The sequence below is a fragment of the Metabacillus sp. GQ13 genome (assembly GCF_059758525.1).
Genome location: NZ_JCAXET010000002.1, coordinates 174,432 through 191,536 on the forward strand (window position 1 = coordinate 174,432; position 17,105 = coordinate 191,536).

11 protein-coding genes and 1 pseudogene are annotated in these 17,105 nt (G+C 34.2%); all 12 read left to right on the forward strand.

The genetic code is table 11. The features are described 5' to 3' along the window. Positions 1–346: 346 nt before the first annotated feature. Entirely contained in the window at positions 347–2,140 is a 1,794-nt protein-coding gene (locus AC6CHR_RS03085; RefSeq protein WP_498247015.1) for a sensor histidine kinase, read from the forward strand. Then, positions 2,133–3,680, forward strand: a complete 1,548-nt coding sequence (locus AC6CHR_RS03090) for a response regulator (protein WP_498247016.1) — start codon at positions 2,133–2,135, stop codon at positions 3,678–3,680. Before AC6CHR_RS03085 ends, AC6CHR_RS03090 begins: the two co-directional genes overlap by 8 nt. 604 nt (positions 3,681–4,284) lie before the next feature. After that, entirely contained in the window at positions 4,285–4,773 is a 489-nt protein-coding gene (locus AC6CHR_RS03095) for a glycoside hydrolase N-terminal domain-containing protein (RefSeq protein ID WP_498247017.1), read from the forward strand. Positions 4,774–4,904: 131 nt separating this feature from the next. Further along, positions 4,905–6,011 (forward strand): annotated as a pseudogene (locus AC6CHR_RS03100) (glycosyl hydrolase family 95 catalytic domain-containing protein); the annotation flags it as partial. A gap of 54 nt (positions 6,012–6,065) precedes the next feature. Then, entirely contained in the window at positions 6,066–6,380 is a 315-nt protein-coding gene (locus AC6CHR_RS03105; protein WP_498247191.1) for a glycoside hydrolase family 95-like protein, read from the forward strand. A gap of 841 nt (positions 6,381–7,221) precedes the next feature. Beyond that, complete coding sequence (locus AC6CHR_RS03110; RefSeq protein WP_498247018.1) at positions 7,222–8,769, forward strand: response regulator transcription factor; 1,548 nt, start codon at positions 7,222–7,224, stop codon at positions 8,767–8,769. Between the two features lie 26 nt (positions 8,770–8,795). Beyond that, a complete protein-coding gene (locus AC6CHR_RS03115; RefSeq protein WP_498247019.1) occupies positions 8,796–10,547 on the forward strand; it encodes a sensor histidine kinase in 1,752 nt (583 codons plus the stop codon). Between the two features lie 197 nt (positions 10,548–10,744). Then, on the forward strand, positions 10,745–12,391 hold the full coding sequence (locus AC6CHR_RS03120) for an extracellular solute-binding protein (protein WP_498247020.1): 1,647 nt from the start codon (positions 10,745–10,747) through the stop codon (positions 12,389–12,391). Positions 12,392–12,493: 102 nt separating this feature from the next. Next, entirely contained in the window at positions 12,494–13,459 is a 966-nt protein-coding gene (locus AC6CHR_RS03125) for an ABC transporter permease (protein WP_498247021.1), read from the forward strand. 10 nt (positions 13,460–13,469) lie between these two features. Continuing rightward, the gene (locus AC6CHR_RS03130; protein WP_498247022.1) at positions 13,470–14,384 is read left to right on the forward strand and encodes a carbohydrate ABC transporter permease; all 915 of its coding nucleotides are present in this window, start codon (positions 13,470–13,472) and stop codon (positions 14,382–14,384) included. Between the two features lie 78 nt (positions 14,385–14,462). After that, entirely contained in the window at positions 14,463–15,473 is a 1,011-nt protein-coding gene (locus AC6CHR_RS03135; RefSeq protein WP_498247023.1) for an endo-1,4-beta-xylanase, read from the forward strand. 40 nt (positions 15,474–15,513) lie between these two features. After that, the gene (locus AC6CHR_RS03140) at positions 15,514–17,103 is read left to right on the forward strand and encodes a glycoside hydrolase family 43 protein (RefSeq protein WP_498247024.1); all 1,590 of its coding nucleotides are present in this window, start codon (positions 15,514–15,516) and stop codon (positions 17,101–17,103) included. Positions 17,104–17,105: the final 2 nt, after the last annotated feature.

Below are 17,105 nucleotides of genomic sequence, written 5' to 3' on the forward strand. Positions count from 1 at the left end.
CTTTTCTTATGCAGTCATTTTTGACATCAGGAAAGGTTTTTGTTTTTTTTTTTTTTTGAAATTAGGATTGTGAATATAAGAAACTTCACAATAAAGGAGATCATGTTGAAGTGAGGTGGTGGTATAAAATTCAACAAGATATCAGAAGATATTGAAAGTTAAATACATTTGGAATTTTAATTGGAATTTTGTTTACCGCTTACATAATATCGGTTATTGTTTAAGTAGGAAAGTTAATCTTCTATTTTGTTTCAGGTTAAAGAACAACCTTCCAGCTGCCTCGTCTTATGTTTTTCGGCCGATAGGCGGGCGCCTTACGCTTTTCTTATATAGGAGAACATAAAAGATGGTTATGAAAATAAAGAACTTTATTCGAAAGTATTTTTTGTACTCTATTAAATCAACAATTAACACGCTCTATTTACCTATCATTATTATTTTTATATCCGTTTCAGGGTGGGTGTCTTCTATGCTTGCAACCGCACAAATTGAAGAAAATGCATATAAAAATGTAAATGATACGATTTTCCAATCAATAAATTACTTAGACTATATGCTTTCAGATGTTTTTCAGCAACTAGTTTCTGTATCTAATGACCCAAGGATTATAAACTTAATTGGAACCGAAGAGTCAGAAATTAAACCAGAGTATTACGTGGAGATTGATAAGAGTTTGCAGCTTGTTTATTCCCGATATAATGTCATACTTGAATCCGTCCTGATTGATCTTAATCAAGGAGAATTTTTGCTTTATCATAGTGATTATGCTTCTATCCCTTCGATACCATATGAGCATTATTTTAACCAATATAAGGGAAACAAAGAGGGGTTTTATTGGAGAAATATACACCAAGATCAAATTTTTAATACAAATGACCAAGTTATGTCAGTGTTTAGATTAATAGAGACTACAGATAAAGGGATCGTACTATTTAATCTACGAGATGATTTTTTTGAACAAGTGTTAAACAAATCATTAATAGGGGAAAATGGTTATCTGACTCTTATCAGCCCGAACGGAAAATATGAATCCAAAGACGTTAAAAAGGAATATAGACTAGATAATGAAACGCTTTATTCCCTACAGAATATTAAAAAAGAGAGTGGACAATTCTCTTATGAAAGCGCGGCTGGAGAAGATATGATCGTGATTTATGATACTATCCAGGCGAATAACTGGAAACTGGCCGCAGTAGTCCCTGAAAACGAAATTTTAAACAAAGTAAATTATATAAAACACTCCACCGTTTTTTTCATTTTAATGATGATTGTTAGTGCAGTATTTCTAACCTACTTCGTTGGAAAGTATATTTCAAAACCTTTTAAAAAAATGGCTGAACATATGCGTACAATTAATAATAAAAGTCTGGATTTTTATGATGAAACATCTGGTCCAGAAGAAATGAAAATTCTTCATACTGGCTTTAAAGAGTTGCTTTTCCGAATTCAAACATTGATGGACCAGATCCGATTAGAACAAGAAGAGAAACGGCAATTAGAATTTGCAATTATGCATGCACAAATAAATCCTCATTTTCTTTATAATACGCTTTATTCAATAAAAGGGTTATGTGATATGGGACTTAATAAGGACGCAAGTCAAATGATAAGTGCTCTCTCAAGCTTTTTTCGTATCGGGATTAGTAAGGGGAAAGAAATAATTTCAATTAAGGAAGAGATAGAACATATTGAACATTATTTATTCATTCAGGAAATGCGTTATGGGGACGACTTCTCTTACGAAGTGAATGTTGACCAAGAAATTTTGTCCTATAATATTATTAAACTTTCATTACAGCCGCTTATTGAAAACGCCATTTACCATGGGGTAAAGCAGAAAAGAGGGCAAGGAAAGATTACAATACGAGGTTATCAGACGGAGGAAACAATTCACTTAGGGATTATCGATAACGGGAATGGAATCGAAAAAGAAAAATTAGTAGAAATTTTAAGAGAAATGAAAGCTTCCTTTCAAGATGAAAAGAACTTTATTGGGATTGGCTTAAAAAGTGTAAATGAGCGAATAAAGATTCACTTTGGAAAAGAATATGGTTTAACGATATCAAGTGAACCTGGTCATGGCACAGAGGTGAGCATTATTATTCCCAAAACAAAAGGGGAGATCAGTGAGAATGTATAAATTGATTGTTGTTGAAGATGATCGTATTATTCGTCGAGGTATTTGTCAGTCAACCCAATGGGACGAGCATGGTTTTATCGTTGCTGGGGAAGCAGGAGATGGTGAGGTGGCACTCGGTTTCATTGAAAAGGAGCAACCGCATGTCGTTATCTCTGATATTAATATGCCATTTATGGATGGCTTAGAAATGGGGAAAAGGATAAAGGAAATTAGTCCGAAAACGAGAATTATTTTTCTTACAGGATTTGAAGAATTCAAATATGCTCAACAAGCTGTAAAACTCAAAGCATTTGATTATTTATTAAAGCCAGTGGACTCGGAGCAACTGCTTAACAAAGCAAAAGAAGCAGCAGCAGATTGGGAACAGGAAACAAAAAAGGAAATGAGAATCATAGAATCCTTGCCTTATCTTCAGCAAAAATTCTTTCAAGAGCTGATGAAGGAAGGAGATCAGCGGATGGATGTGGAGAAGGAGCTAGTTAAGCTAGGGGTAGAGTTAGAGGGACCAGACTTTGCTGCTGTCCTTGTTCATTTTCCTCTCGGTCTAAATGATGAATGTAAAGGTAAGATGACAGAGATTAGTTCTTCCCTTTTTTTACGGGGAAACTATAGTGTAATGACTATCGATTCTAATGAAAGTGCAATCCTGTTATCTCTAAAAGGTGAATGTGATAGAAGGAAAGCGCAGCTAGCTCAAGAATTATTTGATTCCTTTAACGACCTAGAACAGTCTGTTACAATCACGCTTGGTAGAACGTATCCAAATTTATTTGAACTTGGAAAATCATTGCTTGAGTCCCGATTAGCGATGGAATTGAGACATATTATGGGAACAGGGAGGGTATTTTCCTTTGAAGATACAGTATCTAATAACGAAGAAACAGAAGATCGCTTTAAAGAGCTAGAGTCAGAATTAGAAAGTCAAATTAAGTTAGGAATACCTGCAAAGGTGAGTGAAACTCTTAATCAATTAAATATAGCGATTATTGAGAAGAAGTCAGTGCCATTGACTGATTTAAAAATCTTCGCACTTAAGTTTAGTACGATGCTTTTTTTCGAAGTTGAAAAGTGGAAAAAAGAGGAGATAAAAAGTTTTCATTCATCGGATGTTTATAAAGATATCATGAAAATGGAAACCCTTTCAGAGATGATAGGGATTCTAAACCAACTCATTCTACAATGGTGTGATGAAATGTATAAAAAAGAAGATAGAAATCATTTCAGCCATGTTGATTCAGCGATTAAGTATATCAAAGATCATTTCCATGATAGCACCTTAACACTCAAAAAGGTTGCTGAGTTTATCCATGTTAGTACTCCGTATTTAAGCAATCTATTTAAACTTGAAAAAGGATTTAATTTTGGAGATTACTTGTTTGAGATAAGGATGAAAAGAGCAATGGAAGAATTGCGTGAAGCTGATATTAAAACGTATGAAGTATGTGAAAAAGTTGGCTATAACAATCCTCAATATTTTAGTATTTGTTTTAAAAAATTTACTGGCTATACCCCTGCCGAATATAAAAAGCAATTTAGATAAGGACAAACTTGAGAACAAATTTAAAATGAACATCAGCTAGGATATTAATAGCTATTGGTGTATTACTAACCAGTAAATTAATTCGACTGATGTTTTTTATTAGGGAAATTTATTTTTGTTGCCGAAGACCACTAAATAGCAATATTTAAAATTTAACCTAAAAAACTCTCCCCCTTAGCCATTAAAAAGGGTTTCACTTTTCATTATTATTTAATAATGTACAAAATCTATAGATAATAGTTTAAGATGTTTGCTAAATGAAATTGTAATCCCTTCATGAATTTATATACAACATATAAATTCCTATATCGTACTGTTCATTTCTAAAAGAAACCACGAGTCTATCATCAAGAAAAATGCTTTTCTGAAACTGAAGACATATAAAAGCATAAACAATTATCATAAAAATTTCGAATTTAAAATGTAAGCGGTTTTCTTTAAAGTGAAGTGAATTGATGTACGGAAGAGATGATGTTATTTATTTTAGATGTTTTACACGTCAGTGCGAAGATTTTTTAGAAAATAGTAAGCAGAGAGGAATAGGTGTGTTTACGCAAAAAGCAATTAGTGCAATTTAGGGGGAGGGTAGGGGTTCGAATTCCTCTTGGGTCATCGAAGTGAGAAGCTTCAATTCCTTGGATGTAACAAAGGGACGGGAACTCCTGATACACAAAGACATTATATAACCCTTGGTGATTTGTTTCTAAATTTTGGCCATGAAGAGGTTGAAGAATATACAAGGAAGCTTGATTTAGAAAAAGCGATGTTATCGGTTGACTATTCTTTGAATCAAACCAGCTTTAAAAGAGAAATATTCTCCAGTAATCCAGATCAAGTAACAGTGATTCGTGTTACATCAAGTAAAAAAGGATTTATTTCATTTACTGCTAGACTTTCAAGAGAACAGAATCGATATATTGAGAGTTTATCTTCAAAAAGAAATAATAGTCTAGTCATGAAAGGGAATTGTGGTGGGGGTGGATCTGATTTTTCTGTTGTGTTATCTGCCTTTGCAGAGGGAGGAACGGTGGATACTATTGGAGAGCACCTAATTGTATGCGAGGCTGATACAGTCTTATTATTTTTATTTTAGCAGCTGAATCGACCTTTCGTCATGCTGATCCAGAAGGAGAATGCTTTAAAAAGATTGATCAAGCAACGATTAAATCTTATGAACAATTGAAGGAACGCCATATAGAGGATTATTCGGCCTATTATAAACGAATGGAAATTTGTTTGAATGATGAATTAAATCGAGAATTACACCAATTGGCAATAGATGAAAGGCTCAACCGGGTCAAAAATGGGTTAGAAGATCATAAGCTGATAGAGTTATATTTTCAGTTTGGTCGTTAATTACTTATTTCCAGTTGTAGGACTGGTACACTCCCGGCAAACTTACAGGGAATTTGGAACGACCAAATGAGGCCACCTTGGGATAGTAAATATACGACTAATATTAATGTGCAAATGAACTATTGGCCTGCTGAGGTTTGTAATCTATCAGAATGTCATGAACCATTATTTGATTTAATCGAACGAATGCGTGCAAATGGCAGACATACAGCAAAGGTCATGTATGGATGCAGAGGCTTTGTAGCACATCATAATACCGATATTTGGGGGGATACGGCTCCACAGGATATTCACCCTCCATCAACCTACTGGCAAACGGGTGCGGCATGGCTTTGCCTTCATATATGGGAACATTATCAATTTACATTTGACAAAGATTTTCTTGATAAAAATTATGAGACCATGAAAGAGTCAGCAGAATTCTTTTTAGACTTTTTAGTAGAAACGGAAGATGGATATCTGGTTACAACAAGTCCATCTGTTTCACCAGAAAACACCTATATTCTTCCTAATGGTCAAAAAGGGACATTGTGTATTGGACCATCAATGGACAGCCAGATCCTGAACGAACTATTTCTTGCATGCATTGAGGCAAGTGAAATCCTAGGGAAGGACGTACTTTTTAGAGAACAATTGGCTGAGGTTTTAAAGCGTTTACCAGAAACGAAAATAGGTAAATATGGGCAAATCCAAGAATGGATGGAGGATTATGAGGAGGCAGAACCAGGGCACCGGCATATTTCGCATTTATTTGCTCTTCATCCAGGGAAGCAAATTACAGTTACAGAAACCCCGGAGCTTGCTAAGGCAGCCAGAACAACTTTAGAAAGAAGGCTTGCAAATGGAGGGGGGCATACAGGAGGGAGTCGTGCCTGGATTATCAATATGTGGGCAAGGCTTTGGGACGGGGAACTTGCTTATTCAAATATTGTAGAAATGCTTAAGCATTCGACCCTTCCGAACCTATTAGATAACCATCCACCTTTTCAAATCGACGGGAATTTTGGTGGTACTGCTGGAATTGCTGAAATGCTCTTACAAAGCCATACTGGATCACTACAGTTTCTACCTGCAATTCCTGAAAAGTGGAATAAAGGGTTTGTTAAGGGTATTAAGGCACGAGGTGGATTTGAAGTTGATTTATATTGGGAGAATGGCACAATAAAAACGGCGGTAGTTTACTCTTTATGTGGAAATGAATGCAAAATCAAAATAGACTGTATCGGACCTTATCAGTTAACTGATAAAAATAATGAAAAAGTAAATGAGTTATATCAAGCTGATGAAATGATTTGTTTTTCTACGAAAAGAGATGGTGTTTATACTCTTCGTATAAAAGACTAGGTTTTTGATAGATTTCCTTCGCTGTAAAACGCAAGTGCATATTAATTAAACCAAATATAGATACATCTAAATTTTTAAAAGCAAAATCTATACTTTATAGGTTAATTGAATAATGATTAAATGGTTGTAAATGCTTACAATTATCGTGTGAAATTGTTGTATTTCCTACCTATAATGAAAAGATGATGCTAAATATCTTTTTTAGAGAGAAGTGCCACGTAAATACGGTAATAATTGGTGAGTAAAGAAGGCTGAGATTGAGATAGCTGCCTTCCTCTTTTTAATCTTTTTATGAACCTTTGATCAATATATTAAAAATTTCGGGAAATGAAAATACAGAAATATTTTAAATGGAAATGGGGATCAGGAAAAGAAAAGAAAGGTTACTAGATACTAGGATATTTCATTAGCTTTCTAGCGTCAGCCAGAATCCCTTTAAAATTTAGAAGTGGAAATAAAGAACTGACTAGATTATTTTTCCATTATAATAGCTTTTAATTAAAAACCAATTATAATGAAGATGGAGGGTGTGCAGTTTTAATCGGTATCATTAATCCTATCATGACAATATTGATAGTTACAGGATTAATTCGCCTATATTTTCTACTTGTTTTTATACCTGGTTTGGTCCATTTAATAACTACCAGCAAAACGGCTTTAATTAGGATGAGTTGTGCGTTAGTCGTATTTCGTAGAGTGGAAGATAGGCAACAAGCGACTCGGAATATAACAAGTGGCTATAATCTGGTTTTGAAATGCTACTCCTAAAATGAAAGCGTTATATTTTTGTGGAGTTATTACATTATTGTCATATGCCTTTTATGATTGGAGGAAACATTCGGTGGCATATAAAGTATTCTTAGTAGATGATGATCGATATGTTCGCAAAGGATTAATTAATCTCATAGATTGGGAAGGCAGTGGCTTTGAAGTTTGTGCAGAAGCAGATAATGGAGAAGATGCTTTAGAATATATCCAGAAGTATAATCCAGATTTAGTTATTACTGATATAAAGATGCCAGTGTTAGACGGCCTTGAATTGATAAAACATATTGTAGAATCTAAAAAGTCAGCCCCTAACTTTATTATCATTACTGGATATAGTGATTTTAAATATGCTCAAAGAGCTGTAAAGTATAATGTGCATGATTTCATATTGAAACCAGTAGATAAAGATGAGATTGAAGTTACACTAAAAAAGGTGGCTGAGAAGCATTCGAAAAAGTTACAGTTAGATAGAAATAGAGAGAATATTCTTGTTGCTAATGCTTTCAATGATTTAATAAGTGGAGAGCTTGAAGAAAAATATCGCCATGACTGTATGAACAAGTTGAATATCAACCAAACAACAGGAATGGCATACATCATAATTGAGATAAATAATATTTCTATAAATACAACCAAAACACGTGAGATAATAAGTAGTACAATTCATAGTGAAGATATGAATTCTACTGCTTTGTTTCGTGAGCATGGCAATAATCGAATCGGAATATTAGTCAAAAGTGAGGAAATTCAACAATCAAATGGGGATATCTTTCATTTTTTGGATAAATTGAAGTCTCAGTTAACGCATAGTTTGAAAACTGATGTTTCAATTTATGTCGGAAGGATAGTAAATGATGCAAATGATATAAAAGAAACTTATGAAACTGCAATAAAGAATTTACAATTTAAATATTTGGAAAATTCAGATGAACTTATTGTTTATGGGAAAACAAAAAAGACCTCAGTTAATTACATTGAGCTTGATCAAGTTCTATATCAAACGTTGATGGAGCAAATAGAAGAAAATCAAATCTCTAAGATTAAATACACAACAGATAGTATGTTCGAGCAGTTTCAGGAAAAAGCATTCGCAAAAGATGCGGTAAGGACGTCTATTAATCGGGTTGTTCATGAGGTTGTCAAAACGATTCAGGCTATGGATGGGGATGAAAAAAATGTAACCTCACTTCAAAAAATGTTAAATTGGGATAACCAACCTCGTACTTTGCAGGTGATCAAGGAAATATTCTTGGACTTTATATTAGAAGCAGCCACACTTTTAAATAAAATGTATAAAGAATATGGAACAGTAAACATACGTAGAATTAAAAAATATGTTGATAATCACTACAGAGATGATCTTACTTTGAAGAGTATAGCCAATAAATTTTTTATGAATCCAGTCTACATGGGGCAGTTGTTTAAAAAAACATATGGTATGTATTATAAAGATTACCTTCTACAAGTCCGCATACGTGAAGCGAAGAAATACCTAAGGCAGACCGATATGAAAATTTATCAGGTAGCTAAAAATGTTGGTTTTGCTAATTCAGATTATTTTGTCACTCAATTTGAAAAAACCACTGGTATGACACCAACTCAATATCGAAAAAAGTTATAGGGGAAAATGTATGAGATGGAGACAAAATGAGGATATCCAAATTTAATAATACGAGTTTAAGAAACAAACTGTTAATCATTTATATTTGTTCGGTGTTTATTCCGATCACATTAACCCATATCGTGTTTTATCATGTTACGACCAACAATGTTAGAACACAGAAAATGAATGACATATCCCTATCAGTGAAACAAATATCAAATAATTTCCAAACAGCTATCGATGATGCTGTAGGAATTTCGTCTATGCTATACACGGACTATGAGTTGTACAACCTCCTAGAAACCAAGTATGACTCATCTATAGATTTTATTCATGCCTATTATGATTATTATGGAGATATTAGTAAAGAAGTGTCACTATATCCATCTGTTCATTCGATTAAATTATATACAGATAATGATACAGCTATTTATGCAGGTGGTATCAATAAAATTGACAAAAATGTTAAAGATTCTGAGTGGTATAAGGATTCAGAATTAATTAGAAGATCCTATCCAGTTTTGACTCGTAGAATTGGGGATTCAGGAAATTATGATACATTTAGTTTAATAAGAGAAATGGATTATTTTTTAACTAAGAATTCCACACAGAAAATACTAGAAATAAACCTGGAATTAGGATTAATGTATAGTATTTTTCACGACGTTACTTTTCCAGGGGATATTTATTTATTGAATGAGGAGGGTACGGTTGAATATACCACAAATCCAAAGATAAACTGGTCAGAGCGGAAATATCCATACAGTTCGATCGAATTGCCTAAAGATACAATTGTATTTAAGGAATCATATAATCTTCCCTATTTAAATAATTGGAAGGTTGTAGGTGTTACTCAAGAACGTGTATTACTTGAAGATATTAAAGGATCTCGAAATTTTATCATTTATTTAGCACTAATTAATTTAATTTTCCCATCACTTTTAATAATTTATATTACAAGCTCCCTTCATTTACGAATTTTACGAATATTAAGGCATATGAGGAAAGTGGAAGATCAAAACTTTGATCTAATAGAGGGTGTTAACTACCAGGACGAGATAGGCGAACTTACTTATGCATTTAACAGAATGGCATCTAAAATAAAGAGACTTATAAATGAAGTATATGTGGCAGATATCCAAAAAAAGGACTTGGAATTACAACGAAAACAGGCACAGTTAAGTGCGTTACAAAGTCAAATTAATCCACATTTCTTGTTTAATGTCTTAGAAACGATTCGTATGAGAAGCATTCTAAAAAAAGAAAATGAAACAGCCAAAATCATCGAAAATATAGCGAAAATGCTTAGAAAATCATTTATTTGGGGAAAAGATTGGGTTACTGTAGAAGAAGAAATCTATTTAATTCAATGTTTTTTAGAAATTCAACATTACCGATTTGATGATAAAATGCAGTATCAAATAGATGTAGATCCAGATGCCTCAAAATGTCTGATACCAAATATGTCACTAATTCCGTTTGTTGAAAATGCTAGTATCCATGGCATTGAACCAATAAAGGGAAAAGGAATGATAAACATATCAATCAAGCGTAATGGTGATACATTACTATGTGAGATAAATGATAATGGCCAGGGGATGGATGAAAGTGTATATGAACGGGTAATGCGATCATTAGAAGAAGTTGAAAATATTGGTGAACATGTGGGAATGAAAAATGTGTACTATCGGTTAAAGCTACATTATTCTGATCAATTTGAATTTCAAGTATTAAGCACAAAGGGAGTAGGAACAACACTAAAAATTATTTTACCATTTATAGAATGCAAAAATTAGTTTAATGTCTTTAACTATGAACCAATGTATGTCGATCCTCTATCGATATGCATTGGTTTTGTTTATTTTTGGGGTACTAAAGTTTACAAAGTAAAAACTATACTTTGTTAGGTTACTTAAAATTAGCATGTAAGGTACAATGAAAGTGCTTTCAACATTGGATTAAAGCCGTTTCTAAATTTTAAGGGGGAGTCAATTTGTTGAAAAGAAAGTCTAAATTTTTGTTTATTGGTTTAATGTTCATGTTGCTTTTTGCTACAGCTTGTTCGAACAAAGAAAAAGTTGGACAAGAAAACGGAGAAGAAGTTTTTACTTACACATTCTTTAATGCATCTTCAACAGGTAAGGATGTTAATACCAGTGAAACAAAGATCGGAAAAATGTTCGAAGAAGAGACAGGGGTTAACTTCGACATTGAACATATTGTAGGCGATAGTAATCAAAAGATAGGTACAATGATCGCTAGTGGTGAATATCCAGAGTTACTGAATGCTCAAAATGCAACAAATGATGTTATTGATGCAGGTGGATTTGTACCGCTTAATGATCTTATTGAGGAACATGCACCAAACCTTAGAAAATTGTATGACCCAATTTGGGAAAAAATGAAAAAAGAGGATGGGAATATATATATTCTTCCATCAGGCGTGTCGAATGGATATATAAAGCCGCCAAATATTGGACAAAGTGCATTTTTTATTAAACGCGAAGCATTAAAAGAGCAAGGTTATCCACATCCTAAAACAATAGATGAATTTTTTGAAATTGTTGAAAAATATTCAAAAGCTCACCCGGAAACAAATGGGGCAGATACCATTCCGTATACATTACTACAATATGATTGGCATGTTGGACAGTTGTTTGATCCTCCAGCCTTCTTATCAGGTGAACAAGAAGGAATCATTGTTGATGATGAAACACTTGAAGTTTCTGTTTATCATAATAAAGATATGACCAAGAGATGGTTGGAAGTATTAAATGGAATAAATGATAAAGGACTATTTGATCGAGAATCTTTTACACAAAACTATGATGAATATTTAGCAAAAATCTCATCAGGACGTGTTGTTGGTTGGTTTGGTCCACGTTGGGAATCAGGTACAGCTTTAGATACACTTGAGCAAGATGATGATCCTTATAATGATTATATGGGATTCCCTATCGTATTTGAGGAAGGAATCAAAGATCAATACTTGAATCCAGTATCCTTTGTAACATCTCCTGGGACGGGGCTAACGACAGGTACTTCTGAAGAAGATCAAATTAGAATTATTAAATTTTTAGATCACATGGCTAAAATTGATTCTCAAAAATTAATTACGTGGGGTATAGAAGGCGAAACGTATGAAGTAAATGAGGATGGTCGTTATATTCGAACACAGGAACAAATTGATTTAGTTAATAAAGAAGAGTTTCGAGATGAATTTGGATTGTCAGCACTAGGATGGTACTGGCCAATCATGGGTGGTACATTTGATGACGGTAATTCTGTCGATCCAGCTGTTCAACCTGAAGTTGCCCAGCTTGCTTATGATGAAGTGGACAAAGAGTTCCTAGATGCATATGAAATTGAAACATTTACTGATATATTCACTGAACCAGAACCAGCACCATGGTTTCCATTTTGGGATGCAACGATAGAGACCGGTTCTGAAGCACAGCTGTATGACCAGCAGTCCCGAGATTTAATTAAACGTTCATACCCTGATATCATACTTGCAGATCCAGCTGATTTTGATGCAGAGTGGAGCAAATTTAAACAAGAATTCGAAAAGCTTCCTTATGAAGCTTATGAAAATGTCATTGAGGAATCTGTTAAAAAAGAAGCCGAACTTATGAAGTAAGTAAAAAATAAACCTTAATTAGAAGGCTGAATTATCTTTTAGAGGGTTCAGCCTTCTTCCATTTTTAGTGTTCATTTATTGAATAGAATAGGAGGTAATAAAATGCAAGCTCAAACAAGAGTTACATCTCCAAATGTTCAACTAAATCAGGAAAAGGGAATGAAAGCATTCCTTAAAAAGTGTCGTAGTCAAAAAGCATTATTATTGATGACTGTGCCTTTTGTGATTTGGGTATTTATTTTTAAATATTTTCCTGTTTGGGGATGGACGATGGCATTTCAGGATTTTAAACCAGCTCGTTCCTTTACAGAACAAGAATGGGTAGGCTTTAAACATTTCATCTTTCTATTTACAGATGATCGTTTCTTGGGAGTTCTTATAAACACGCTTGCTCAAAGTATTATCAATTTAGTGTTAGGGTTTGTTACTTCGATTGGCTTAGCTCTCGTAATAAACGAATTAACAAATCTTAAATTTAAAAAAGTCGTTCAAACAATTAGCTATTTACCACACTTCCTTTCTTGGGTTGTGGCAGCTGCACTTGTTTCTTCTGTTTTGTCTATTGATGGCATCATTAACGAAATATTGATGGGACTTAATATTATTGATAAGGAGATTCTTTGGTTAGGAATCGGTGAGTATTTCTGGGGTATTTTAGGCGCATCAGAAGTTTGGAAAAATGTAGGCTGGAATACAATTATTTATTTAGCGGCAATATCGATGATAGACCAAGAACAATATGAAGCAGCAAAAATTGATGGTGCTTCTCGTTTACAAAGAATTAGATATGTTACGATTCCAGGAATGAAGCAAGTTATTGTGATCCTTTTAATTATGAATATAGGCTATATTATTGAGGCAGGGTTTGAACCTCAATATTTATTAGGAAATGGACAGAACGTAGAATACTCGGAAAATATTGATGTATTTGTGATCAATTATGGTATTTCGATGTTTAACTTTTCATTGGCCACAGCAGCAGGAGTGTTTAAAACGGTTATTAGCTTAATATTCTTGATGGCGGCTAATTCATTCTCAAAAAAAATGGGCCAAGGCGGCTTATACTAGGAGGGTTAGTATGAAAATAGTTAAAAGAAGAAAGAATTTCATGAGAACAAGAGAAGATGTAGTCTTTGATACATGTAACATTATTTTCATGATTTTTCTAAGTGTTATCATGCTATACCCATTTTTAAACCAAATTGCCCTTTCTTTAAACGCTGCAACGGATTCTGTAAAAGGTGGAATCTATTTATGGCCAAGAGAATTTACTTGGCGAAACTATGAGTATGTATTTAGTCAAGCGTCGGTCATTCAGGCAATTTTTGTTTCTGTTGCAAGAACAGTTATTGGTACAGGGATTGGATTATTTTGTACTGCAATGGTGGCATATGCGATTGCTCAAGAGAAATTTGTTTTTAAAAAGTCGGTAACAATCATTTTCATTATGACGATGTATTTTAGTGGTGGGTTAATTCCAACATTTCTATTAATGAGAGATTTACATTTAATCGGAACATTTTGGGTGTATATTATACCAGGATTAATTAGTGCTTTTAATCTTATTATCATGCGGTCATTTATAGAAGGCCTACCAAAAAGTCTTTTTGAACAAGCGCGAATTGATGGTGCAGGAGACTTTAGAGTTTTCTTGCAAATTGTGTTGCCTCTGTCTTTACCGGTATTAGCTACGGTAGCATTATTTGTTGCTGTAGGTCAATGGAACCAATGGTTTGACGTATTTTTGTATAACTCAAGCAATGAAAATCTAACGACATTGCAATATGAGTTAATGAAAATTCTTCAAAATACGGCAACTTCAAATGGTGATTGGAATACTGCCCAAGCAAATGGAGAACATGCTGCTAATACTGTTACGCCTAAGTCAATCCAAGCAACTATGACGATCGTTGCGAGTCTACCAATTATCTGTGTCTATCCGTTTTTACAAAAATACTTTGTTAAGGGTATGACATTAGGAGCAGTTAAATAAATTACTTATCTGGTGATTATTACTTGATATTGTAATTAGTAGAATAATAGGTTTTTTTAAATAGAAGGAGTGAGACTGATGATTACACATGAAAATCAAATTGAAGTCCCATCTTTATATAAAGTATACAAAGATCATTTTGTTGTTGGCGCAGCTGTGAATCCTTTGACTCTAAATTCTCAAAAAGAGTTGATTATTAAGCATTTTAATAGTCTTACCGCAGAAAATGAAATGAAGTTTGAAAGCTTACAACCAGAAGAGGGTATTTTTACTTTCAATGAAGCGGATCATCTACTATCGTTTGCCAACGTTTACGAAAAAAAAGTAAGGGGTCATACTCTCGTTTGGCACAATCAAACACCTGAATGGGTCTTTACGAATAAAAATGGAAGCACAGTCGATAGATACACCCTTTTAGAACGTATGAAAACACATATTTCTACGGTAATGGACAGATACAAAGGGCAAATCTATAGTTGGGACGTTGTGAATGAAGCAGTTGCTGATACTGGAGCTAGTTTGTTAAGAGATTCAAAATGGAAAGACATTGTCGGGGAAGATTTTATCGATAAAGCTTTTGAATATGCCCATTTAGCAGACCCCAGTGCAGCGTTGTTCTATAACGATTATAATGAGTCAAATCCAGAAAAGCGAGAAAAAATCTATTCAATGACGAAGGGGTTAGTTGAAAGAGGAGTGCCAATTCATGGAGTTGGTTTGCAGGCACATTGGAATTTAGTTAGTCCGACGTTGGATCATATTAGAACAGCGATAGAGAGATATGCTTCATTAGGCTTACAAATTCATATAACGGAAATGGATGTTTCTGTTTTTGGTGTTGATGATAAACGAACAGATGTAAAAGTCCCTACTGCAGAAATGATAGCTAAGCAAACCAAACGCTACAATAGCTTTTTCGAATTGTTAAGAGAGTATTCGGATGTAATTACATCGGTTACCTTCTGGGGAGCTGCAGATGATTACACTTGGCTTGATGATTTCCCTATTCGCGGAAGGAAAAATTGGCCATTTTTATTTAATCAGAATCACCAGCCTAAGCAATCTTTCTGGGATGTTGTTCATATATAGAAAAAAGGTAATACAGATTAGTATAAGGGGATGAATTATAGTGTGTGAAGAAAATAGTTCAAATGCAACTTTACCCACTCAACCAGAAGATTGTACATTTAAGTATCCAATTATTTGGACTGATATACCTGATCCAGATGTTATCAGGGTAGAAGACGTCTACTATATGTCAAGTACAACCATGTTTTATAACCCTGGGATCCCAATTATGAAATCCTATGATCTCTTACACTGGGAAATTGTAAATTATGTTTATGATTTCCTTGCTGATAATGAAGAACAAACGCTTAGTAACGGAAAAAATGAATACGGAAAGGGTTCTTGGGCTAGTAGTCTACGATACCATAATGGCATCTTTTATGTGACCTTTGGTTCCTTAGCAACAGGTAAAACATATATCTATCAAACAAATGATATCGAAAATGGTCCATGGACACATTCAATTCTAGATAACTACTATCATGATATGTCTTTATTATTCGATGATGATGGGCATGTGTACATGGTTTATGATAGTCATGATATTAAAGTGATCGAACTGACAGCAGATGCTACAGCTATTAAAGAAGGCGGACTGAATAAAGTAATTATCCCTCATGCAAGTCTAGTTGCAAGTACAAAAGAGAACCTTGGATTACCGGCGGAGGGAGCACACATCCAAAAAATAAATGGGCAATACTATGTTTTTACAATTACGTGGCCAAAGAATGGAGAACGTACTCAATTAGTACACCGAGCGGACAGGATCGATGGAGAATATGAAGGTCGTGTTGCCTTCGGTGATAGTGGAATTGCCCAAGGGGGAATAATTGATACCGTAAATGGTGACTGGTATAGCATGTTGTTTCAAGATCGTGGTGCAGTAGGGCGAATACCTTATCTTATCCCTGTTACATGGGAAAACGGCTGGCCTATATTTGGGGAAAATGGCACTGTTTCGGAAAGAATGTTCATTTCAAATAGAGCAGTCAATGCAAAAAGTTACTTGGTAGATTCTGATGAATTCGATTTTAATGTACCTTCTCCAATAGATGTAAAAGGTAGACTAGATACGAGAGATCGTAATAAGGATCTTAAATTAGTGTGGCAGTGGAATCATAATCCTGATCAACATTATTGGTCGCTTGCAGATCGTCCTGGATTTCTGCGACTTACCACAGGAAGAACAAGTAAAACGATTGAAGAAGCTAGAAATAGCCTCACCCAAAGAACATTTGGACCAGAATGCTCAGCCAGTGTAGCGCTTGAAATCAACGACATGAAAGATGGAGATATTGCCGGTTTATCAGCATTTCAGAAAGACTATGGGTTTGTTGGTATAAGAAAGTCAGGAGATACTAACTTTATTGTTATGGTAAATAATGGTTCTGGGGATTGTGAAGAAATAGAAAGCATTCCCGTCAATCAAGATAGAGTGTATTTCAAGATTTATTTAGATTATCGAAATCAAAAAGATAGAGCTTATTTTTACTATAGTCTTGATGGGGTTAAGTGGAATTCTATAGGTAACACCCTTCAACTGAAGTATAAATTAGATCATTTTGTTGGATATCGTTTTGCTCTATTTAACTATGCAACCATAACTCCTGGTGGTTTTGTAGATTTTGATTATTTTAGATTTGATGAGTAGCT

Bases quoted from the DNA above. Each gene is read 5' to 3' on its own strand.
- AC6CHR_RS03105 (WP_498247191.1), top strand. From the start codon at position 6,066: ATGCTCTTACAAAGCCATACTGGATCACTACAGTTTCTACCTGCAATT.
- AC6CHR_RS03135 (WP_498247023.1), top strand. From the start codon at position 14,463: ATGATTACACATGAAAATCAAATTGAAGTCCCATCTTTATATAAAGTA.
- AC6CHR_RS03090 (WP_498247016.1), top strand. From the start codon at position 2,133: ATGTATAAATTGATTGTTGTTGAAGATGATCGTATTATTCGTCGAGGT.
- AC6CHR_RS03085 (WP_498247015.1), top strand. From the start codon at position 347: ATGGTTATGAAAATAAAGAACTTTATTCGAAAGTATTTTTTGTACTCT.
- AC6CHR_RS03115 (WP_498247019.1), top strand. From the start codon at position 8,796: ATGAGGATATCCAAATTTAATAATACGAGTTTAAGAAACAAACTGTTA.
- AC6CHR_RS03130 (WP_498247022.1), top strand. From the start codon at position 13,470: ATGAAAATAGTTAAAAGAAGAAAGAATTTCATGAGAACAAGAGAAGAT.
- AC6CHR_RS03125 (WP_498247021.1), top strand. From the start codon at position 12,494: ATGCAAGCTCAAACAAGAGTTACATCTCCAAATGTTCAACTAAATCAG.